19 protein-coding genes are annotated in these 20,799 nt (G+C 63.0%); 12 read left to right on the top strand and 7 right to left on the bottom strand.

All coding sequences use genetic code 11. From position 1 onward, the window contains the following. Positions 1–196 precede the first annotated feature (196 nt). Positions 197–592, bottom strand: a complete 396-nt coding sequence (locus BPHYT_RS33640; RefSeq protein WP_012428587.1) for a hypothetical protein — start codon at positions 590–592, stop codon at positions 197–199. Between the two features lie 199 nt (positions 593–791). On the opposite strand from BPHYT_RS33640, the gene BPHYT_RS33635 reads away from it, so the two are divergent. Next, complete coding sequence (locus tag BPHYT_RS33635; RefSeq protein ID WP_012428586.1) at positions 792–2,318, top strand: AMP nucleosidase; 1,527 nt, start codon at positions 792–794, stop codon at positions 2,316–2,318. A gap of 58 nt (positions 2,319–2,376) precedes the next feature. Here BPHYT_RS33635 and BPHYT_RS33630 read toward each other — a convergent pair whose 3' ends face one another. Then, positions 2,377–2,907 (bottom strand): chromate transporter, encoded by a 531-nt coding sequence (locus BPHYT_RS33630; RefSeq protein WP_012428585.1) that lies wholly within the window; start codon positions 2,905–2,907, stop codon positions 2,377–2,379. Further along, positions 2,904–3,473 (bottom strand): chromate transporter, encoded by a 570-nt coding sequence (locus BPHYT_RS33625; RefSeq protein ID WP_012428584.1) that lies wholly within the window; start codon positions 3,471–3,473, stop codon positions 2,904–2,906. The genes BPHYT_RS33630 and BPHYT_RS33625 overlap by 4 nt, the downstream gene beginning before the upstream one ends. A gap of 97 nt (positions 3,474–3,570) precedes the next feature. On the opposite strand from BPHYT_RS33625, the gene BPHYT_RS33620 reads away from it, so the two are divergent. Continuing rightward, complete coding sequence (locus BPHYT_RS33620) at positions 3,571–4,488, top strand: transcriptional regulator GcvA (protein ID WP_012428583.1); 918 nt, start codon at positions 3,571–3,573, stop codon at positions 4,486–4,488. Between the two features lie 60 nt (positions 4,489–4,548). Here the strand turns inward: BPHYT_RS33620 and BPHYT_RS33615 are convergent, their stop codons facing one another. Continuing rightward, on the bottom strand, positions 4,549–5,292 hold the full coding sequence (locus tag BPHYT_RS33615) for an LOG family protein (RefSeq protein WP_041759380.1): 744 nt from the start codon (positions 5,290–5,292) through the stop codon (positions 4,549–4,551). A 1-nt stretch (position 5,293) separates the two neighbouring features. Here BPHYT_RS33615 and polA point away from each other — a divergent pair, with 1 nt between their 5' ends. The 3 genes from polA (at position 5,294) to BPHYT_RS33600 (ending at position 10,528) form a co-directional block, all read left to right on the top strand. Continuing rightward, entirely contained in the window at positions 5,294–8,035 is a 2,742-nt protein-coding gene (gene polA, locus BPHYT_RS33610; protein ID WP_012428581.1) for a DNA polymerase I, read from the top strand. Between the two features lie 165 nt (positions 8,036–8,200). Next, positions 8,201–9,550 carry an NAD(P)/FAD-dependent oxidoreductase gene (locus BPHYT_RS33605; protein WP_012428580.1) on the top strand — a complete coding sequence of 450 codons (1,350 nt, stop codon included), beginning with the start codon at positions 8,201–8,203 and terminating at the stop codon, positions 9,548–9,550. A 93-nt stretch (positions 9,551–9,643) separates the two neighbouring features. Beyond that, entirely contained in the window at positions 9,644–10,528 is an 885-nt protein-coding gene (locus BPHYT_RS33600) for a dienelactone hydrolase family protein (RefSeq protein ID WP_012428579.1), read from the top strand. 109 nt (positions 10,529–10,637) lie between these two features. Here the strand turns inward: BPHYT_RS33600 and BPHYT_RS33595 are convergent, their stop codons facing one another. Together BPHYT_RS33595 and BPHYT_RS33590 are read right to left on the bottom strand one after the other, a co-directional pair. After that, entirely contained in the window at positions 10,638–11,507 is an 870-nt protein-coding gene (locus tag BPHYT_RS33595) for a sulfurtransferase (RefSeq protein ID WP_012428578.1), read from the bottom strand. A 219-nt stretch (positions 11,508–11,726) separates the two neighbouring features. Further along, the gene (locus BPHYT_RS33590) at positions 11,727–12,833 is read right to left on the bottom strand and encodes an aromatic ring-hydroxylating oxygenase subunit alpha (protein ID WP_012428577.1); all 1,107 of its coding nucleotides are present in this window, start codon (positions 12,831–12,833) and stop codon (positions 11,727–11,729) included. Positions 12,834–13,119: 286 nt separating this feature from the next. Between BPHYT_RS33590 and BPHYT_RS33585 the strand changes: the two genes are divergently transcribed. From BPHYT_RS33585 to folE2, 4 genes are all read left to right on the top strand, one after another. Beyond that, positions 13,120–13,428, top strand: a complete 309-nt coding sequence (locus BPHYT_RS33585) for an exodeoxyribonuclease VII small subunit (protein WP_012428576.1) — start codon at positions 13,120–13,122, stop codon at positions 13,426–13,428. Next, positions 13,425–14,306, top strand: coding sequence for a polyprenyl synthetase family protein (locus BPHYT_RS33580; RefSeq protein ID WP_012428575.1), 882 nt, complete (start codon positions 13,425–13,427; stop codon positions 14,304–14,306). Before BPHYT_RS33585 ends, BPHYT_RS33580 begins: the two co-directional genes overlap by 4 nt. Before the next feature lie 85 nt (positions 14,307–14,391). Then, complete coding sequence (dxs, locus tag BPHYT_RS33575; protein ID WP_041759379.1) at positions 14,392–16,299, top strand: 1-deoxy-D-xylulose-5-phosphate synthase; 1,908 nt, start codon at positions 14,392–14,394, stop codon at positions 16,297–16,299. Positions 16,300–16,553: 254 nt separating this feature from the next. Next, positions 16,554–17,360, top strand: a complete 807-nt coding sequence (gene folE2, locus BPHYT_RS33570; protein ID WP_012428573.1) for a GTP cyclohydrolase FolE2 — start codon at positions 16,554–16,556, stop codon at positions 17,358–17,360. Positions 17,361–17,438: 78 nt separating this feature from the next. Here the strand turns inward: folE2 and tsaD are convergent, their stop codons facing one another. Continuing rightward, on the bottom strand, positions 17,439–18,467 hold the full coding sequence (tsaD, locus tag BPHYT_RS33565) for a tRNA (adenosine(37)-N6)-threonylcarbamoyltransferase complex transferase subunit TsaD (protein ID WP_041759377.1): 1,029 nt from the start codon (positions 18,465–18,467) through the stop codon (positions 17,439–17,441). A gap of 121 nt (positions 18,468–18,588) precedes the next feature. On the opposite strand from tsaD, the gene BPHYT_RS33560 reads away from it, so the two are divergent. The 3 genes from BPHYT_RS33560 (at position 18,589) to BPHYT_RS33550 (ending at position 20,768) form a co-directional block, all read left to right on the top strand. Beyond that, a complete protein-coding gene (locus BPHYT_RS33560; RefSeq protein ID WP_041759375.1) occupies positions 18,589–19,806 on the top strand; it encodes a BaiN/RdsA family NAD(P)/FAD-dependent oxidoreductase in 1,218 nt (405 codons plus the stop codon). Positions 19,807–19,874: 68 nt separating this feature from the next. Beyond that, the gene (rpsU, locus tag BPHYT_RS33555) at positions 19,875–20,087 is read left to right on the top strand and encodes a 30S ribosomal protein S21 (protein WP_012428570.1); all 213 of its coding nucleotides are present in this window, start codon (positions 19,875–19,877) and stop codon (positions 20,085–20,087) included. Between the two features lie 234 nt (positions 20,088–20,321). After that, a complete protein-coding gene (locus BPHYT_RS33550) occupies positions 20,322–20,768 on the top strand; it encodes a GatB/YqeY domain-containing protein (protein WP_011490548.1) in 447 nt (148 codons plus the stop codon). Positions 20,769–20,799 lie beyond the last annotated feature (31 nt).

The raw sequence follows: 20,799 nt of genomic DNA, 5'->3' as shown, positions 1-20,799 counted from the left end.
GGCTGGCGCGATTCGGCCAGTGCGATTGAGGCAAATGCGGTATCGAGAAAGCGTTTTTTCGGCGCCGTAAAGCGCGGCGGTATTTCAACGCCTTACCGCCAGGGTCACCGGCCAGCCCGTCCGAGACGCGGGACGGCGCCTTGCGGGCGCGCGGATCCGGGCGACGGCCCACACCGGGGCGCCGCCCCGGCATGCATCAATAGGTCAGGTGCACCGACGGCAAACGCGTGCTTGCACGGCCGTTGTCGCGAACGGAGGGCGAAGTGTCGAGCGGCGCGCTCATTTGATAGCGCGTGCCGAGGTTCGAATGCACGTTGATTTCGACGGGCTTGCCTTTGTCGCGGTATTCGGTGATTTCGGTGCCGTTGGCGCTGCGTTCGTAGAAGCTCGGCGTGCGCGGCACGTTGATTTCGACCTTCGAGCTGACCTCGGCGGCCGGACGATTGATCTTCTCCAGGTCGGGCAGACCGGCCCGTTCGTTGGCGGACTGAGGCACGCCGGGAGCCGGTGTATCGTCGACAGGCTGGGCAGCCATCGCGGCGTTGCCAAAGGCGAAGGCCAGTGCAACGGCGACGGGAAGGAGCGGCTTCATGGTGATTCTCCAATATGGTGCCCCGATTCTAGCAAATCCCACCTGGTCCTCGGGCGCGACCGCCTTATTTTGCGCCGCTTTCGCGCGGCGTGCGCGCAAACTTGCGGGCGGTGCGGCAACGTGTGTTGCAGCACCGTCAGGTGATTTGGCGAGCAACGGTTCCGTGGTAATGTGGCCTCATCATTAGAGGCGAATGAAGATGAACAACGATACCAATCAACGCGCGGTGCAAACTCCCGCCAACAGCTTCCCAACCGAATCCTTCGACGACGCGACCGAGGCCGTCACCCGCCTCTCGGCGATCTACGAAGCGAACACGTCGTTCTTGCGCGACGCCTTCGCGCGCTATCGCCGCAACGAGTTGTTCGAACGCCGTGTGCGCGCCTGCTATCCGTTCGTGCGGGTGTGCACCGAGGTCAACACGCATATCGACTCACGCCGTTCATATGGTTTCGTCGCGGGTCCGGGCGTGTTCGAGACGACCGTCACGCGGCCCGATCTGTTCGGTAACTACTATCGCGAGCAATTGCGCCTGCTGGCGAAGAACCATCACGTGCAGATCGAAGTCGGCGTGTCGGACCAGCCGATTCCGATTCATTTCGCTTTCGCCGAGGGCATCCATCTCGAAGGCGATCTGGACCGCGAGCGCCTGTTCCTGATGCGCGACGTGTTCGACACGCCGGACCTGGCGCTGCTCGACGACCGCATCGTCAACGGCACGTATGAACCGCTGCCGGGCGAGCCGCATCCGCTTGCGTTGTTCACGGCGGCGCGGGTCGATTTCTCGCTGCATCGGCTGAAGCACTACACGGCAACCTCGCCCACGCACTGCCAGAACTACGTGCTGTACACGAACTACCAGTTCTATATCGACGAGTTCGTCAAACTCGGCCGCACGATGATGGCCCATACCGACGACGAAGAATTGCGCGCCTATCGCAGCGAATACACGTCGTTCGTCGAGCCCGGCGACGTGGTCACGTACAACGCGAATCTGGGCGAACAGGAGCAGGAAGGCACGGCACCGCCACGTCTGCCGCAGATGCCCGCGTATCACCTGAAGCGCGCGGACGGCAGCGGCATCACGATGATCAACATCGGCGTCGGACCGTCGAACGCGAAGACCATCACCGATCACATCGCCGTGTTGCGTCCGCACGCGTGGATCATGCTCGGCCACTGCGCGGGGCTGCGCAACACGCAGCGCCTCGGCGACTATGTGCTGGCGCACGGCTACGTGCGCGAGGACCACGTGCTCGACGACGACTTGCCGCTGTGGGTGCCGATTCCGGCGCTCGCCGAAGTGCAGGTGGCGCTCGAGCGCGCGGTCGCGCAGGTCACTCAGCTGGACGGCGTCGAACTGAAGCGCGTCATGCGCACGGGCACGGTGGCGAGTGTGGACAATCGCAACTGGGAGTTGCGCGATCATCGCGAGCCGGTGCAGAGGCTCTCGCAAAGCCGCGCGGTTGCGCTCGACATGGAAAGCGCGACCATCGCCGCGAACGGTTTCCGTTTCCGCGTGCCTTATGGCACGTTGCTGTGCGTGTCGGACAAGCCCTTGCACGGCGAATTGAAGTTGCCCGGCATGGCGGATCAGTTCTACCGTGCGCAGGTCGATCAGCATCTGCAGATCGGCGTGAAGGCAATGGAGCTATTGCGGATGAACGGGCTGCATCGTTTGCATAGCCGCAAGCTGCGTAGCTTCGCGGAAGTCGCGTTTCAGTAAGCGGGGTTTTCGCAGGCAAGGGCGAGCGCCACTTCGGCTCGCTCCTGCCCGATCAAACTCAAAGCTGCCCGATGCCGATCAGCCCGATCAAACTGCCGGCCGCCAGAAGCCACAGCGGATGGACGCGCGTCGTCATCGCCATGACGGCGGTGAAAGAGCTGATCGCCCACGCGATTGCCGTCGAGTTCGAAGCTTCGGCAATCAGCGCCGCGCTCGCCGCGATGATGCCGGCGGTCACGGGCACCAGTCCCAGTTGCGCGTAACGTCGCCACGGGCGGTCCTTGAAGCGCTCCCACGCATGCATCGCGAGGATCGTCACCAGCGACGACGGCCCGAACTTCGCCACCGACGTCACCAGCATGCCCGCCCAGCCGGCCACGTGCCAGCCGATCAGCGTGACGATCATCAGATTCGGCCCCGGCGCGGCTTGCGCGAGCGCGAACAGCGCGCTGAATTCGCTGGCCGGCATCCAGTGATGCACATCCACCACCTGCCGCTGCATCTCCGGAAGAATCGTATTGCCGCCGCCGAACGCGAGCAGCGAAAGCTGACTGAAAATAACGGCGAGGGCAATGAGCGTGTCGTTCATCGTGCGCTCCTCGACGCGATGTAGATGCTAAGTGGCGTCAGCACCAGCATGGTGGGCAGAAGCGGCAGGCGCATGATCGCGATCGCAATGAAGCCGAGTGCCGCGATCAGCGCGGCCATTGGGTTATGCCGAAGCGGCAGCAGGATTTTCACGGCCATCGAGATCAGCAGGCCAGCGGCTGCGGCGGCGAGACCGGCGAACAGATGACGAACGTGCGGGTCGTTTTGCGTGTGTTCGTACAGCACGCCAAGGCCGATCACCACCAGCGACGGTCCCGCGATCAGTCCGAGCAGACCGGCCAGCGCGCCCGGCACGCCGCGAAAGCGCATGCCCATCGCCACCGAGAGGTTGATCACATTGCCGCCTGGCAAAAACTGGCAGAGGCCCAGCAAGTCGGTGAATTCGTCGGCGCTCAGCCAGCGGCGTTGTTCCACCAGCGCCCGGCGCGCCAGCGGCAGCGCGCCGCCGAACGAGATCAGCCCGAGGCCGAGAAAGCCGCCGAAGATTTGCCGCAAGGTGGGCGTGGGCGCAAGCGCAGGCTCGGACGAGGTGAGATCGTGGTCCATATCGGTTAGCTTCCAGTTCAAGCTCTGGAGGTTAGCGCTGAACTGGCATCGAGCAAAACGATTTTTGAGCACCGCTTTGTGATCTAGAATCACAAGCATGGCCCGTAATCTTCCTCCGTTTCCCGCGCTGCGCGCATTCGAAGCTGCTGCGCGGCATGAGAGCTTCACCGCGGCAGCGAACGAATTGCATGTGACGCACGGTGCAATCAGCCGGCAAGTCGCGGCTTTCGAAACATGGCTCGGCGTGCAGGTGTTTCAGCGTCGCGGCAAGCGCGTGCGTCTGACCGACGACGGGCACCGCTACCTCTCAACCGTCCAGGCTGCATTCGACAGCATCGCGCACGCCACGGATCAATTGCGCGACACCGGTGTCGTCCATGTGCTGCGCGTGAATGCGTTGCCCACCTTCGCGATGAAATGGCTGCTGCCGCGGCTGCATCAGTTCCAGCGAAAGGTGCCGAACGTAGAGTTGCGACTGGCAACCTCGAATGCGCCGGTCGAGACGCTGGACGCTTTCGACGTTGCCGTGCGGCGTGGTCCCGCGCATTGGCCCAATTGCGTGAGCGGACATTTTCTCGGTGAGACCGAGATCCCGGTGTGCAGCCCCGCGTTGCTGCAACGTTCACCGATCAAGGTTGCCGACGATCTCGCGCGGCACGTGCTGCTGCATTCCGACACGCGGCCGGATGCCTGGGGCAACTGGTTAGCAGCGGCTGGCGTGACGGCGAAATGCCGCAAGAAACAATCGTTCGATCACTTCTATCTGGCCTTGCAGGCTGCGGTGGACGGCCTTGGCGTGGCGCTCGGCCCATTGCCCATGCTCGCGGATGAGCTAACGTCGGGACGGCTCGTGATGCCGCTGGCGGGTCCGCGTATCGATTCACGCGGCTACTGGTGGGTGGCGAGGCGCGAGGTCGCGGATGCGCCGCTCGTCAGCCAGTTCTGCGAATGGCTGCAAGCGCAAGGCGATCAGTTCGATCAAATGGAAACGGGCAGCCTCGAGGCTGCCCGTTAGGATCTGCATATCCACACCGCTGCGTGCATCATTTCGCGCCGTGGCGCGAAGCGCGCAGCCTCACAGATAGAACATCCGGTCTTCGTCCGACTTGGTCGGTTGCGGCTCGGCTTCCTCGCGGTCTTCATAGAACTTCAGCACCGCTTCGAGCACCTGGTCGGGATCGTCGATGACCTGCATGAGGTCCATGTCGGTCGGATTGATCAGGCCCATGGGCGTGAGCGAGTTCTTGAACCACGTGAGCAGGCCTTCCCAGAACTCGGCGCCAACCAGAATGATCGGCACGTGGCGCGACTTCTTGGTCTGGATCAGCGTGAGCACTTCGGCGAGTTCGTCCAGCGTGCCGAATCCACCGGGCATGACGATCACGGCGTCCGAATTCTTCACGAACGTGACCTTGCGCGTGAAGAAATGGCGGAAGCGCAACGAGATGTCTTGCCACTGATTGCCCGACTGCTCGTGCGGCAATTCGATGTTCAGGCCGACCGAAGGCGCCTTGCCTGCATGCGCGCCCTTGTTGGCCGCTTCCATGATGCCCGGGCCGCCGCCCGAGATCACGGCGAAGCCGGCGTCCGAGAGCTTGCGCGCGATTTGCGTGGCAAGTTTGTAGTAGGGCGAGTTCGGTTTCAGGCGCGCTGAACCATAGATGCTGACAGCCGGGCGAATCTCCGAGAGGTACTCGGTCGCCTCGATAAACTCTGCCATAATCGTGAACATCTGCCACGATGCGCGGGCCTTTTTAGCCGTTGCGCGCTCTTGATCTGCGAGTGATCGCAGACTCGGAATCACTTTTCTCTTAGTCATAATGCCTGAAGAACGAAGCCTTGAAGGTAAGACCCTGCTATTGGTCGACGGTTCGAGTTATCTGTACCGGGCCTACCATGCGATGCCGGATCTGCGCAGCCCCGACGGTAATCCGACGGGAGCGCTCTACGGGATGATCAACATGCTTCGGCGCATGCGCAAGGAAGTCACTGCAGAGTATAGCGCGTGCGTGTTCGACGCCAAGGGCAAAACGTTTCGCGACGACTGGTATCCCGACTATAAGGCGAACCGCCCGTCGATGCCCGACGACCTCTCGCGCCAGATCGAGCCGATTCACGTGGCCGTGCGGGCGCTCGGCTGGCCCTTGCTGATGATAGACGGCGTCGAGGCCGACGACGTCATCGGCACCCTCAGCACGCAAGCGGAAAAGCGTGGCATGAATGTGATCGTGTCGACGGGTGACAAGGATCTGGCGCAGCTTGTGTCGGATCATGTCACCCTCATCAATACGATGACTAACGAAACGCTCGACCGCGCCGGCGTGCTCGCCAAGTTCGGCGTGCCGCCGGAACGCATTGTCGACTACCTGTCGTTGATCGGCGATACCGTCGACAACGTGCCCGGCGTCGAGAAATGCGGGCCGAAAACAGCGATCAAATGGCTGACGCAATTCGATTCGCTAGATGGCATCGTCGCACATGCGGACGAAATCAAAGGTGCGGTAGGAGACAATCTGCGCAGAGCGCTCGATTTTCTGCCCATGGCGAAGAAACTCGTCACCGTCGAGCGCAACTGCGACATGACCGACCACATCGTGTCGATCGAGGAAAGTCTGCAGAGCCGGCCGGAATCGCGCGAGGAGTTGCGCGAGGTGTTCACGCGCCACGGCTTCAAGACGTGGCTGCGTGAAGTGGAAATCGCAGATGCCGTGGAAGGCCCGGAAACGGATGTGCCACCGGCTTTGTCCGTGGATCACGAGCGGCACTACGACACCGTGCAGACGTGGGAACAATTCGACGGGTGGCTCGAGAAGATCAACACGGCCGAACTGACCTCGTTCGATACGGAAACCACCTCGCTCGACCCCATGACTGCGCAGATCGTGGGGCTGTCGTTGTCAGTGGAAGCCGGCCGGGCAGCCTATGTGCCGCTCGCGCATCGCGGCCCGGACGCGCCCGTGCAATTGCCGCGCGACGAAGTCCTCGCCAGGCTCAAGCCGTGGCTCGAAAGCGCCGAGCATAAGAAGGTCGGTCAGCATCTCAAGTACGACGAGCAGGTGCTGGCGAACTACGGCATTGAAATGCGCGGTATCGAACACGACACGCTGCTTCAATCGTACGTGGTCGAATCGCATCGCACGCATGATATGGACAGCCTCGCGCTGCGCCATCTCGGCGTGAAGACTATCAAATACGAAGAGGTGGCGGGCAAGGGCGCCGGGCAGATCGGCTTCGACGAAGTCGCGTTGGACAAAGCCGCCGAATACGCGGCGGAAGACGCCGACATCACCTTGCGCCTGCACCAGGCGCTGTATCCGCAAGTGACTGCGGAGAAGACACTTGAGTACGTGTATCGCGCGATTGAACTGCCTACCTCGCGTGTCCTGCGCAAGATGGAACGCACCGGCGTGCTGATCGACGCAGAGAAACTGCGTCTGCAAAGCAGCGAAATCGCGACGCGTCTGATCCAGCTGGAAAGCGAAGCGTATGTGCTGGCCGGCGGCGAATTCAACCTGGGTTCGCCAAAGCAGATCGGGCAGATCTTCTTCGAGAAGCTGGAGTTGCCGGTCGTCAAGAAAACGCCGAGCGGCGCGCCGTCCACTGACGAAGAAGTGCTGCAAAAGCTCGCCGAAGACTATCCGTTGCCGAAGATCCTGCTCGAACACCGTGGCTTGTCGAAGCTGAAGTCGACCTACACCGACAAGCTGCCGCGCATGGTCAATGCCACTACGGGCCGCGTGCATACGAACTATGCGCAGGCCGTGGCGGTCACCGGGCGTCTGGCGTCGAACGATCCGAACCTGCAGAATATTCCGGTGCGTACCGGCGAAGGCCGCCGTATTCGCGAAGCGTTTATCGCACCGCCCGGACACAAGCTGGTCTCGGCGGATTATTCGCAGATCGAATTGCGCATCATGGCGCACATTTCCGGCGACGAGTCGCTGCTGCGCGCCTTCTCGCAGGGCGAAGACATTCACCGCGCCACCGCCGCGGAAATTTTCAGCGTGACGCCGCTCGAAGTGTCGAACGATCAACGCCGCGTGGCCAAGGTGATTAATTTTGGCCTGATCTACGGCATGAGTTCGTTCGGTTTGGCCGCAAACCTCGGCATCACGCGCGACGCAGCCAAGCTCTATATCGACCGCTATTTCGCGCGTTATCCGGGCGTGGCGCGTTATATGGACGAAACACGCGTGAGCGCGAAGGCCAAGGGTTACGTCGAGACGGTGTTCGGCCGCCGCCTGTGGCTGCCGGAGATCAACGGCGGCAATGGTCCGCGTCGTCAAGCGGCTGAGCGCGCCGCGATCAACGCGCCGATGCAAGGCACCGCCGCGGATCTGATCAAGCTCTCCATGATCGCGGTGCAGAACTGGATCGAAGAGTCGAAGATCGGCACGCGCATGATCATGCAAGTGCATGATGAATTGATCCTCGAAGTACCGGATGCGGAATTGTCCGACGTCCGCAAGCGCTTGCCCGAGTTGATGTGCGGTGTCGCCGACCTGAAAGTGCCGCTGGTCGCCGAAGTGGGCGCCGGCCTGAACTGGGAAGAAGCGCATTGACGTGCGTGTGACGGGACGCGATATCGTCGTGCGCATGTCACATATGCGCATTGATGGCTTGTGACAACCCGTGCTGCTCGCGGACAATCGCTGCAAGACGGCGCTCATGTGAAGTTGCATGGGCGCCGCACGACGCATAACCCATCGGCAAATACGGAGAGTTCCATGCATCGTTTTATCGTCGTTGGCGGAGGCGCGGGGGGATTGGAGCTGGCGACGCGTTTGGGCGATCGCTATGCACCCCACAAGAACAAGGGCGGTGTGCAGGCGCAGGTCACGCTCGTCGACCGCAACCCCACTCATATCTGGAAGCCGCTGCTGCATGAAGTGGCGGCGGGCAGCATGGACCCGTTCACGCAGGAACTCGAGTATGCGGCGCAAGCGCGTTGGCACGGCTTCGAATTTCAGCAGGGCGACCTGACGGGGCTGGACCGCGCGAATAAGCGCCTCACGCTCGGCACCGTGCTCGACGACGACGGCGCCGAGTTGCTGCCCGAACGCCAGCTCGAATACGACACGCTGATCATCGCGATCGGCAGCACGACCGCCTTCTTCGGCGTCAAAGGCGCGCCTGAATTTTCCCTCGCACTCGACACCGTGAGCCAGGCCGAGCGTTTTCGCAAACGTCTGATCGCGGCCTGCATGCGCGCGGAGCATCAGGTGCATGAACCGGTCGAGGCAGCGCCGGCCGTTGGCGCGCCCGGCGAGCCGCGCATTCAGGTGGCGATTGTCGGCGGCGGCGCGACGGGCGTGGAACTGTCGGCGGAATTGCGCAACACGGCGCAGGTGCTGTCCGCCTACGGTCTGCACAAGCTCGATCCGCGGCATGACGTCGGCATCGTGCTGATCGAAGCAGGGCCGCGGATTCTGCCGGCTTTGCAGGAGCGCGTTTCGACCGCCACGGCCGAACTGCTCACCAAGCTCGGCGTGAAGCTGATGATCGGCGAGACCGTGGCCGAAGTCGCGCCCGGCATGATCCGCACTGCCAGCGGCAAAACCGTGCGCGCCGATCTGACGGTGTGGGCGGCCGGCATCAAGGCGCCGGCGATTCTGAGCGAGCTCGACGGCCTGCCTGTCAATCGGCTGGGCCAGCTCATCGTGCGTCGCACGCTGCAAACCGAAACCGACGATAACGTCTTCGCGCTCGGCGATTGCGCGGCGTGCCCGTGGCCGGGCAACGAGCGCAACGTGCCGCCGCGCGCGCAGGCGGCTCACCAGCAAGCGAGCTTCCTGATGAAGGCGCTGGCAGCGCGGCTCGAAAACAAGCCGCTGCCGGAGTTTACCTATCGCGACTTCGGGTCGCTGGTGTCGCTCGGGCATTTCAGCGCGGTTGGTAATCTGATGGGCGGGGTGATCGGCGGCAACATGCTGATCGAAGGGCTGTTCGCGCGCTTCATGTACATGTCGCTGTACCGGCTGCATATCGCCGCGCTGCACGGCTACGCGCGGATGGTGCTCGACACCTTTGCCCACTGGTTGCGCCGTACCACGCTACCGCGGGTCAAGCTGCACTGAGGCGCTCGGGCGGCGCCCGGAAACGTTGCATCTGCAACAGGATGCGTGTCAGGCGTATCCTGTTGCCTCCAACGTTCAACCGAGGAGCGCCGCATGCTGAAACCCGACATCGACAGCCTGGTCCCGCACGTCCCCTTCGACCGGCGTACTTTCATCAAGGCCGCGCTCGGCACCGGCTTCGCCGCCGCTGTGCTGCCCGTCTCGGCGCAAACCATTCATACCGATAGCGACGGCCTCGAAGCTGGCGAAGTAGCGGTGCGCTCCGGCGACACCCTGGTGCCGGCCTATCGCGCCCAGCCGAAAGGCAAGACACACTTGCCGGTGATCATCGTCGTGCACGAGATTTTCGGCGTGCACGAACATATCGCCGACGTGTGCCGGCGTTTCGCCAAAGAGGGTTATCTTGCGATCGCACCGAATCTGTATGAACGGCAGGGCGATCCAACCGTTTTTACGAGCATGCAGCAACTCAACGAGCAACTGGTCAGCAAAGTGCCGGACGAACAGGTGATGAACGATCTCGACGCGACCGCTGCCTGGGCTGGCGAGCATGGCGGCGATCTGAACCGGCTGGGAGTGAACGGTTTCTGCTGGGGCGGGCGGATAGCGTGGCTGTACGCCGAACACAACCCGGGCCTGAAGGCGGGAGTTGCCTGGTATGGGCGGGTAACAGGCGCAAAGAACGCGATGATGCCGGCAAATCCGCTCGATCAGGTGGCGCAGCTTCATGCGCCGATGCTGGGGCTATACGGATTGCAGGATCAGAGCATCCCGCAGGGCTCGCTCGAGCAGATGAAGCAGGCTATCGCGCAAGGTCCGCAAGCGGGGCGGGGTTCGCAATTCGTCGTGTATAACGATGCGGGTCACGCGTTTTTCGCGGACTACCGGCCGAGCTACAAGAAGGCCGACGCGGAAGACGGCTGGCGCCGTGCGCTGGCGTGGTTCAAACAGCATGGGGTGGCTGAGCTTGCGACTTGAGGCGGCCAGTGGGGCCGCGCTTCCTGGCTTGCGGTAAAAAGGCCATTGCCGCTCTCGGGTGGCAACGGCCGTTTATCTCAATGGCGTGCTGTGGTTGTCGCTGCTGCGCTCAAGGATTCGCGCCCGTTGCAATAGGCCGTTTTGGGTCCGAACTCCACTCGCTCCACGAGCCCGGATACAACGCCGCGCCGTGCAGGCCGGCGACTTCCATCGCCAGGGCGTTCACGCAAGCCGTCACACCCGAGCCGCATTGCAGGACCACGTGCTCCGGCGGCGTGTCGGCAAGCAGCGCGTGGTATTCCTCGCGCAACGTATGAGCCGGCTTGAAGCGGCCGTCGGCGGTGAGGTTGTCTTTAAAGAAGCGATTGAGTGCGCCCGGAATGTGGCCGCCGACACGGTCCAGTGTCTCGTTCTCGCCGCGATAACGATCGGCCGCGCGCGCGTCCACCACCACGCGCTCTTTCGAGCCCAGATTGCGCTCGACCGTTTGTGCATCGACAGTAACGGACAGCGGAGCGCCTGCCTTGAAGTCGCCCGTGTTCTGGGCCGGCACGTCCTGCGTCAGCGGATGGCCGCCGGCTTCCCACGCCTGCAGTCCGCCGTCGAGCAGCGCGACCGCGTCGTGACCGAGCCAGCGCAGCAGCCACCATGCACGGGCGGCGTACATGCCGCCTTGCGCGTCATAGGCGACGACTTGCTGGCCCTGCTTCAGGCCGCGCGACTCGAGCGTCTCCACCAGCCGCGCACGATCCGGCAGCGGATGGCGGCCGTTTTGACCGTTCTTTGGCCCCGACAGATCACGGTCCAGATGCAGGTAGTGCGCGCCCGGCAGATGCCCGGCCAGATAGGCTTTTTCGCCTGCTTCCGTGTCGGCCAGATCGAATCGGCAATCGATGACGAACACGCTGCCCGGCGCGGCGGCAAGCCGTTCCGCGAGATTGGTCGCGGAAATCAGAGTGGTGTAGTGAGTGTGTGGCATGACGTCTCCTGTCGACCCAAATTAGCGCTTTAGCGCTTACTTGGGTCCCATGCAAAGCGGTCGACCCGAGTTAGCGGACGGCGGCTCCGTTGGAGCAACTTGCTGCCGCCAACGGCTGGCCGAGCTATGTCGTTAGTCTAAACAAAAAAGACGGGCCGAAGCCCGTCTTTCCATGCATTGTCGCAGCCGAAGAATCTGGTGAATCCGATTCAGCACCGATCAGATCGTACCGAGTTCGCGCCGCAAGAATTCGTGGAAGTGCTGCATGCCGTCTTCCATCGGGCTTTGATACGGGCCGACCTGCGATTCGCCGCGATTCATCAGCACGCGACGGCCGGCGTCCATGCGTTCGGCGATCTCGTCGTCTTCGCGGGCCGTTTCCATGTAGGCGGCGCGCTCGGCTTCGACGAACTCACGCTCGAACAGCGCGATTTCCTCAGGGTAATAGAACTCCACCACATTGGTGGTTTTCTGCGGACCACGCGGAATCAGCCACGACACCACAAGCACGTGCGGATACCACTCGATCATGATGCCCGGGTAGTACACCATCCAGATCGCGCCGAATTCGGGCGGATTGCCGCCGCGAAAGCGCAGTACTTCGTCATGCCACTTGCGGTAAGTGGGACTGCCCGGCTGCTCCAGATCCTTGTGCACGCCGACTGTCTGGACGCTGTACCACTCACCGAACTCCCACGTCAGGTCGTCGCAATTGACGAAACTGCCGAGGCCCGGATGGAACGGCGCGACGTGATAGTCCTCCAGATAGACCTCGATAAAGGTCTTCCAGTTGTAGTTGCACTCGTGCACTTCGACGTGGTCGAACATGAAGCCCGAAAAATCGAAGTGTTGCTTGGTGCCGAGCCGCGCCAGATCGCGCGCGACGTCGCGCCCCTGCGCTTCGAACAGCAGGCCTTGCCAGTTCTGCAGCGACGTGGCGCCGAGATTCAGGCAGGGGTTGTCCGCAAAATGGGGCGCACCGAGAAGCTGGCCGTTCAGGTCGTAAGTCCAGCGATGCAGGGGGCAGACGATGTTCTCCGTCTGGCCGCGGCCGTTGAGCATGATGGCTTGCCGGTGGCGGCACACGTTCGACAGCAGTTCGACTTGAGACTGCTGGTTACGGACGAGCACACGCCCTTCGCTCTCACTCGGCAAAGCAAAATAATTCCCCGCCTCGGGCACCATGAGATCGTGGCCGATGTAGCGAGGACCTTTCTTGAAAAGGGTTTCGATTTCGCGCGTTAGAAGCGCTTCGTCAAAGTAAGCCGTGACTGGCAGCTGGCTGTGGACAGACCGCAACTGCAATGCATTGCTCAGATTGGACATTCCCACTCCCGTGAAGACGTGAAAGCAGTGAACAACCCAACCATCGAAGGTTTCGATTTAGGGAGCCCGCGATTATACCTGTTTCCCCTTGTTTGGGGCCGTTAAGTGCCTGATTTGGGTCAAAATTCTCGGGAAAGTTCGACGTTTTTGCCGCAGACCGATCGTTTTTTTTCTGCGAGACTGCTGGGACGGCGCACAGCGGGAAGGCGAGGCGTAGGGCGGCGGCGGCTCGGAAATATCGCTTTTGCCGTAGAATGTCCGACTTGTTTTAATTTTGCGACTATTCATGGCGAAGACCGCATCGAAAGATACTGCTGCCACGCCAGCCGAAGGCGTCGACAGCACGCCGCTGCCCGAGAATTACGAGGCCGCCCAGGCGGAGCTGGAAGGGTTGGTTGCCCGCATGGAAAGCGGCAACCTGAGCCTCGAGGAGTCGCTAACCGCCTATCGGCGCGGCGCCGCCCTTGTGGCGTTCTGCCAGCAACAGCTCGAGAAGGTCGAGCAGCAGGTGCGCGTGCTCGACGGCGAGACGCTCAAGCCGCTGCCCATGAATACCGCAGGCACAGCCGCTACTGAAAGCGGGGACGACCTATGACATTCGAACAATGGATGCGCTCGGTACTGGAGCGCGTCGAAACGGCACTGGAATATTACCTGCCGACCGAGGCAACCGAGCCCGCCACGCTGCATGAAGCCATGCGCTACGCGGTGCTGGGCGGCGGCAAGCGGGTTCGCCCGCTCTTGTGCCACGCGGCCGGCGAGCTGACCGGCGCGCGCGCCGAGTGCCTCGACGCGGCGGCTGCTGCGCTGGAGATGATCCATGTGTACTCGCTCGTCCACGACGACATGCCGTGCATGGACGACGATGCACTGCGTCGCGGCAAGCCTACCGTACACGTCAAATATGACGAAGCGACGGCACTGCTGGTTGGCGACGCGCTGCAATCGCAGGCGTTCGTTTCGCTGACGTCGGACGTTCTGGCCCCGGCGCAGCAGGCCGCGCTGGTGCGCGAACTGGCGCTGGCGAGCGGCTCGATCGGCATGTGCGGCGGGCAGGCCATCGATCTGGCTAGCGTCGGCCATACGCTGACACGCACGCAATTGGAAACCATGCACCGCATGAAGACCGGCGCCTTGCTGCGCGCCGCAGTGCGCATGGGTGCACTGGCGGGCGAAACGCCGGACGCGGACGCCATGCGTTCGCTCGACGCGTATTCGGCCGCTGTCGGCCTCGCGTTTCAGGTCGTCGACGATATTCTCGACGTCACGACCGATTCGGCGACGCTCGGCAAAACGGCAGGTAAAGACGCGAAGGACGGCAAGCCGACCTACGTGTCGATTATTGGGCTCGACGCATCGCGCGCGCTCGCGGCGCAGTTGCGCAGCGACGCTCACGCCGCGCTGGCGCCGTTCGGCGCACGCGCGCAGCGTCTTGCCGAATTGGCCGACCTGGTGGTGAACCGGGTTAGCTGAACGCGAAAGCCCGCCGCCGTGCGTCTCCGTTATGAGGCGCATGTATGAAGTGCGGGCGCGTAAGTTTTCCTACAATGGAACGACGATGTACGACTTGCTGAAAACCATTGACGACCCGGCAGCCTTGCGCCGCCTCGATCGCCGCCAATTGCAACCGCTTGCCGACGAGTTGCGTGCCTTCGTGCTCGACAGCGTATCGCAGACGGGCGGCCATCTTTCGTCCAACCTCGGCACGGTCGAGTTGACCATTGCTCTGCACTATGTGTTCGACACGCCGCGCGACCGGATCGTCTGGGACGTCGGCCATCAAACCTATCCGCACAAGATCCTGACGGGCCGCCGCGACCAGATGCACACGCTGCGTCAACTCGGCGGCATCTCGGGCTTCCCGAAGCGTGACGAGTCGGAATACGACACGTTCGGCACGGCGCACTCCAGCACGTCGATTTCCGCCGCGCTCGGCATGGCGATCGCGAGCAAGCTGCAGGGCGACAACCGCACGGGCATCGCCGTGATCGGCGACGGTGCAATGACGGCCGGTATGGCGTTCGAGGCGATGAACAACGCCGGCGTCGAAGACGACGTGCCGTTGCTGGTCATCCTGAACGATAACGACATGTCGATTTCGCCGCCGGTCGGCGCGCTGAATCGCCATTTGGCGCGCCTGATGTCGGGCCGCTTCTACGCCGCCGCGCGTGCCGGTGTTGAACGCGTGCTGCGCGTCGCGCCGCCTATGCTCGATCTCGCCCGCAAGCTCGAAGAGCACGCCAAGGGCATGATCGTGCCAGCCACGCTGTTTGAAGAGTTCGGCTTCAACTACATCGGCCCGATCGACGGTCACGATCTCGATTCGCTGATCCCGACGCTGCAGAACATCAAGGAACTGCGCGGTCCGCAATTCCTGCACGTCGTGACGAAGAAAGGCCAAGGCTACAAGCTGGCCGAAGCCGATCCGGTGCTGTATCACGGGCCGGGCAAGTTCAATCCGGCTGAAGGCATCAAGCCGGCCACCACGCCGTCGAAGAAGACCTATACGCAGGTGTTCGGCGAATGGTTGTGCGACGCGGCCGAGCTGGATGCACGTGTGGTCGGCATCACGCCGGCCATGCGCGAAGGCTCGGGCATGGTGGAGTTCGAGAAGCGCTTCCCGGACCGTTACTTCGACGTCGGTATCGCCGAGCAACATGCGGTGACGTTCGCCGGCGGTTTGGCCGCGGAAGGCATGAAGCCGGTGGTCGCGATCTACTCGACCTTCCTGCAACGCGCCTACGATCAGCTGATTCACGACGTCGCGCTGCAGAACCTGCCGGTGGTGTTCGCGATCGACCGGGCGGGTCTGGTCGGCGCGGACGGCGCAACGCACGCGGGTGCTTACGACCTGGCGTTCCTGCGCTGCATCCCGAACATGACGGTGATGGCCGCCTCGGACGAAAACGAATGCCGCCAGATGCTGTACACGGCATTGCAACAGCCGAACCCGACGGCGGTGCGTTATCCGCGCGGCGCCGGCACGGGCGTCGCCACGGTCAAGCAGATGGCGGCGCTGCCGCTCGGCAAGGGTGAGATTCGTCGCGAAACGTCGCAGCCGGCCGGCAAGCGTATTGCGATTCTGGCGTTTGGCACGATGGTCGCGCCGTCGCTGGCAGCCGCCGAGCAACTGGACGCGACGGTTGCCAACATGCGCTTCGTGAAGCCGCTCGACGCCGCTCTGGTCCGTCAGCTGGCCGAAACGCACGACGCTATCGTCACAATCGAAGAAGGCTGCGTGATGGGCGGCGCGGGTTCGGCTTGCGTCGAAGCCCTGCTTGAAAGTGGGGTTATGCGACCCGTACTACAATTGGGCCTTCCCGATCGGTTCATCGATCATGGGGACCCGGCCAAGCTGCTCGCCGCGTGTGGTCTCGACGCCGCGGGTATCACCAAGTCGATCCGCGAGCGCTTCCTGTCGAGCGGCGCGGTCGGCGGTCAGTCGTCGGTGAAGCGCGTCGCGTAAGCGTCGCCGCTCGCGGTGCGGCCGCCGTGCCATGGCGGCCATAAGCAATCTCCAACTTGAATCGGTGGGCTTTCGGGCCCATCATCCAACGCCGGCAGGGGCCGGCGTTCGCCGTTGCGCGCCTTGATCCGCGCGGCCGCCGGGAGCCGCCAAGCCTGTCGCTTCGCGACAGCCCTCGCGAGCGGACTGCCCGAAGGGCTTCTTTGCGGGCGAAAGACTCGGGGCAGTCCGGCGTTTCCTGAAAGGACAAGAAGATGAATCAGATGAATCCCGCCTTTGTGATGCCCGACGTGCAAAGCACGCCCGACACCCGTCAGATCCCGATTCAACGGGTCGGCGTGAAGGCCGTGCGCCATCCGCTGACGGTGCGCACGCAAAGCGGCGAGGTGCAGCCGACGGTCGGCACGTGGAACCTCGACGTGCATCTGCCGGCTGACCAGAAGGGCACGCACATGTCGCGTTTCGTCGCGTTGCTCGAAGAGAACAAGGCGCCGCTGGAGCCGGCCACGTTCCGCACCATGCTCGCCGCGATGCTCGAAAAGCTCGAGGCCGAGGCCGGCCGCATCGAGGTGTCGTTCCCGTACTTCGTGAACAAGACCGCGCCGGTGTCGGGCGTGCAAAGCCTGCTTGACTACGAAGTCACGCTGACGGGCGAGACTCGCAACGGTGCGACGCGTCTGTTCCTGCAAGTGCTTGTGCCGGTGACGAGCCTGTGCCCGTGTTCGAAGAAGATCTCGCAGTACGGCGCGCATAACCAGCGCTCGCACGTCACGATCAACACCGAACTGGCGGGCGATGTGGCCGTGGAAGAACTGATCCGTATCGCCGAAGAAGAAGCCTCGTGCGAACTGTGGGGCTTGCTCAAGCGCCCGGACGAGAAGTTCGTCACCGAGCGCGCTTATGAAAATCCGAAGTTCGTCGAAGACCTCGTGCGCGATGTTGCGCAGCGTTTGAACGCGGATGAGCGGGTCGTCGCCTACGTGCTGGAAGCCGAGAACTTCGAGTCGATTCACAATCACAGCGCGTACGCGGTGATCGAGCGGGATAAGCGGGCGGCCTGATACGCGCTTTAGTTGAATCGGACAAAAAAACCGCTTCTGTTGAAAGCGGCTTTTTTTACGGCCAAACGAACACGGAACTCAGCGTGCGAGGGATGTCAGATCCCAGCGCGGCCTCACCGTGAACGCGTAGTCCTTGCCCGACTGATCCGGCCAGCGCTGCAGTCGCAACGCGCCGGCCAGCGCGATCATCGCGCCGTTGTCCGTGCACAGCGACAGGTCCGGGTAGTGCACGTAGAAATTGCGCTTCTTGGCGGCAGCGGACAGCGCTTCGCGCAACTGCCGGTTTGCGCCGACACCGCCCGCGACGACCAACCGGTTGAGCTCGGTCTTCTTGAGCGCGGCCAGCGACTTCGCAGCCAGAACGTCGACTGCCGCGTCGACGAAACCGCGCGCCAGATCGGCTTTCGCCTGCTCGCAGATATTGGCGCCGCCGAGCTTCTTGGCGTGCGTGAGAACAGCGGTCTTCAAGCCGCTGAAGCTGAAATCGAGGTCGCCGGAATGCAGCATGGGACGCGGCAGGACCACCGCGCCCGGCGTGCCGAATTCGGCCATGCGCGAGACTTCCGGGCCGCCCGGGTAACCCAGGCCTAACAGTTTGGCGGTTTTGTCGAACGCTTCGCCGGCGGCGTCGTCCAGCGTTTCGCCGAGCGTCTCGTAGACGCCCACGTCCGTGACACGCATCAACTGCGTGTGCCCACCGGATACCAGTAGCGCGACAAACGGGAACGGCGGTGGCTCATCCACCAGCAGCGGCGACAGCAAATGCCCTTCAAGGTGATGAATGCCGATGGTCGGCTTGTCCCACGCCATGGCCAGCGAGTTGGCGACGCTCGCGCCGACCAGCAGCGCGCCCGCGAGACCAGGGCCTTGCGTGTAGGCGATCGCGTCGATGTCGCCACGGGCCGCGCCGGCGCGTTCCATCACCTCTTCGAGCAGCGGCAGCGCGCGCCGGATGTGATCGCGCGACGCCAGTTCCGGCACCACGCCGCCGTACTCCCGATGCATCGCAATTTGCGAATGCAGCGCGTGCGCGAGCAGGCCGCGCTCCGTGTCGTAGAGCGCGAGACCGGTTTCGTCGCAGGAGCTTTCGATGCCGAGAACGAGCATGATGGTGGGCTTGAGCGGACGCAGAAGCGATAAAACTCCAGCGCCCGAAAGTGAGAAGGCAAGCATGAAAGTATAGCAGTGCGGGCAAGGCGCCGCCGACGCGCGGGTACAATGCGGCCCCATGGAATCCTTCGATATAGCAGTGATCGGCGCAGGCGCGGCCGGCATGATGTGCGCGGCGGTGGCCGGGCAACTCGGCCGTCGCGTGGTGCTGATCGACCACTCGCAGCGTCTCGCGGAGAAAATCCGCATCTCCGGCGGCGGCCGCTGCAACTTCACGAATCTGTATGCCGGTCCGGCTAATTACTTGTCGGCCAATCCGCATTTTTGCCGCTCGGCGCTCGCGCGCTATACACCGCGCGATTTCATGGCGCTCCTCAAGCGTCATCATGTGACCTGGCACGAGAAGCACAAAGGCCAGCTCTTCTGCGACCAGTCGAGCGACGCGGTCATCAATGTGCTGAAGAACGAGTGCGACGCGGGCCGCGTGGTGTGGCGTACGCCGCTTGCGGTCGAGCAGGTGCGCCAGGATCCAGAAGGGCACTTCACGCTGGATACGCAGGCCGGGCCGATCGTCGCGCGTGCGCTGGTGGTCGCGACCGGCGGCCTGTCGATTCCGAAGATCGGCGCCACCGATTTCGCCTACCGGCTTGCCAAGCAGTTCGGTCACAAGCTGATCGACACGCACCCGGCGCTGGTCCCGCTGACTTTCGCAGCCGCCGACTGGGAGCCGTTCGCGGCGCTATCCGGCGTCTCGCTGGAAGTGCAACTGGCGACCGGCAACAAAAAGACCGGCGCCGAATTCAACGAAGACCTGCTGCTCACTCACCGCGGTGTTTCCGGCCCAGGGGTGCTGCAGATTTCGAGCTACTGGCAGCCCGGCGAGCCGATTCACATCAACTTGCTGCCGGAGCAGGACGCCACGACCGCCTTGCTGGAAGCGAAGACCGGCACGAAGCGGCAGATCGCCAATCTGTTGTCGGAATGGGTCCCGCAGCGGCTCGCCCATGTCTGGCTGGAAACCCATCAGATTTCCGCCGATGCCCGCGTGGCCGATTTGCCGGACAAAACCCTGCGCCGCGTCGGCGAAGCGCTGTCGCGCTGGACGCTCACGCCCAACGGGACGGAAGGCTATCGAAAAGCCGAAGTGACGCGCGGCGGCATCGACACGCGCGACCTGTCGTCATCGACGATGATGAGCGCACGCGCGCCGGGCTTGTACTTCATCGGCGAAGCCGTCGACGTAACCGGCTGGCTTGGCGGCTACAATTTTCAGTGGGCATGGGCGTCGGGCGTGGCGGCCGGCGAGGCGGCTGCGGAGTACGCCAGAGGGGCTTGACGGCGCTCTGGCTTTGTGAGAAAGCTCTGCTATACTCCTGAACCTTTACAAAGTTCCGTTATTGAAAAATGACGACCATCCGCGTAAAAGACAACGAGCCGTTTGAAGTTGCCATGCGCCGGTTCAAGCGCACCATGGAGAAAAGCGGCTTGCTGACGGAACTTCGCGCTCGCGAGTTTTACGAAAAACCTACGACCGAGCGCAAGCGTAAGAAGGCGTCTGCGGTGAAGCGTCATTTCAAGCGTCTGCGTAGCCAGATGCTGCCAAAGAAGTTCTACTGATTCTGGCGTTGCCGCGGTTCCCGTCTGACGGAGCGGCGACATTCAACCGGTGAGGGCACGACAGGTGCCATCACGGAAAACACGGCCCTTCGGGCCAGCCGGCAGGGTCGCAACCACCACGCACAGTGTGCCAACCCGCTTGAGGAAGCAGTCCCAAGCGGGTATTCGTGTTGATGCGCGTGGGGAGTGGTTAGTCTGGCCGGTTTTTCAAATTCCAACGCATTCAGGTGAGTGATGAGTCTCAAGGACCGGATCAACGACGATATGAAGGCCGCCATGCGGGCACGTGAGACCGAGCGCCTCGGCACGGTCCGCCTGCTGCTCGCCGCGATCAAGCAGCGCGAAGTCGACGAGCGCATCACGCTCGACGACACCGCGATCACCGCTGTCATCGACAAGATGATCAAACAGCGCAAGGACTCGATTAGCCAGTTCGAAGCCGCCGGCCGCACCGATCTGGCCGACAAGGAAAAGGCCGAGCTGGCGATCTTGTCTGCCTATATGCCGGAGCAGATGTCCGAGGCGGAGATCGTTGCCGAAGTCCAGGCCGCGGTGGCGCAAACCGGCGCGGCCGGACCGCAGGACATGGGCAAGGTCATGGGCGTGCTCAAGCCGAAGCTGGCCGGCCGCGCCGACATGACCGCTGTTTCAGCGCAAGTCAAAGCCGCGCTCGCGAAGTAAATATCCGTATTTTCGCGTCGTACATGGCGTT

It is taken from the genome of Paraburkholderia phytofirmans PsJN (genome assembly GCF_000020125.1).
GTDB classification, from domain to species: Bacteria; Pseudomonadota; Gammaproteobacteria; order Burkholderiales; family Burkholderiaceae; genus Paraburkholderia; species Paraburkholderia phytofirmans.
The sequence above is the reverse complement of the archived record's forward strand: the minus strand, read 5'-3'. Positions and strand labels throughout refer to the sequence as shown.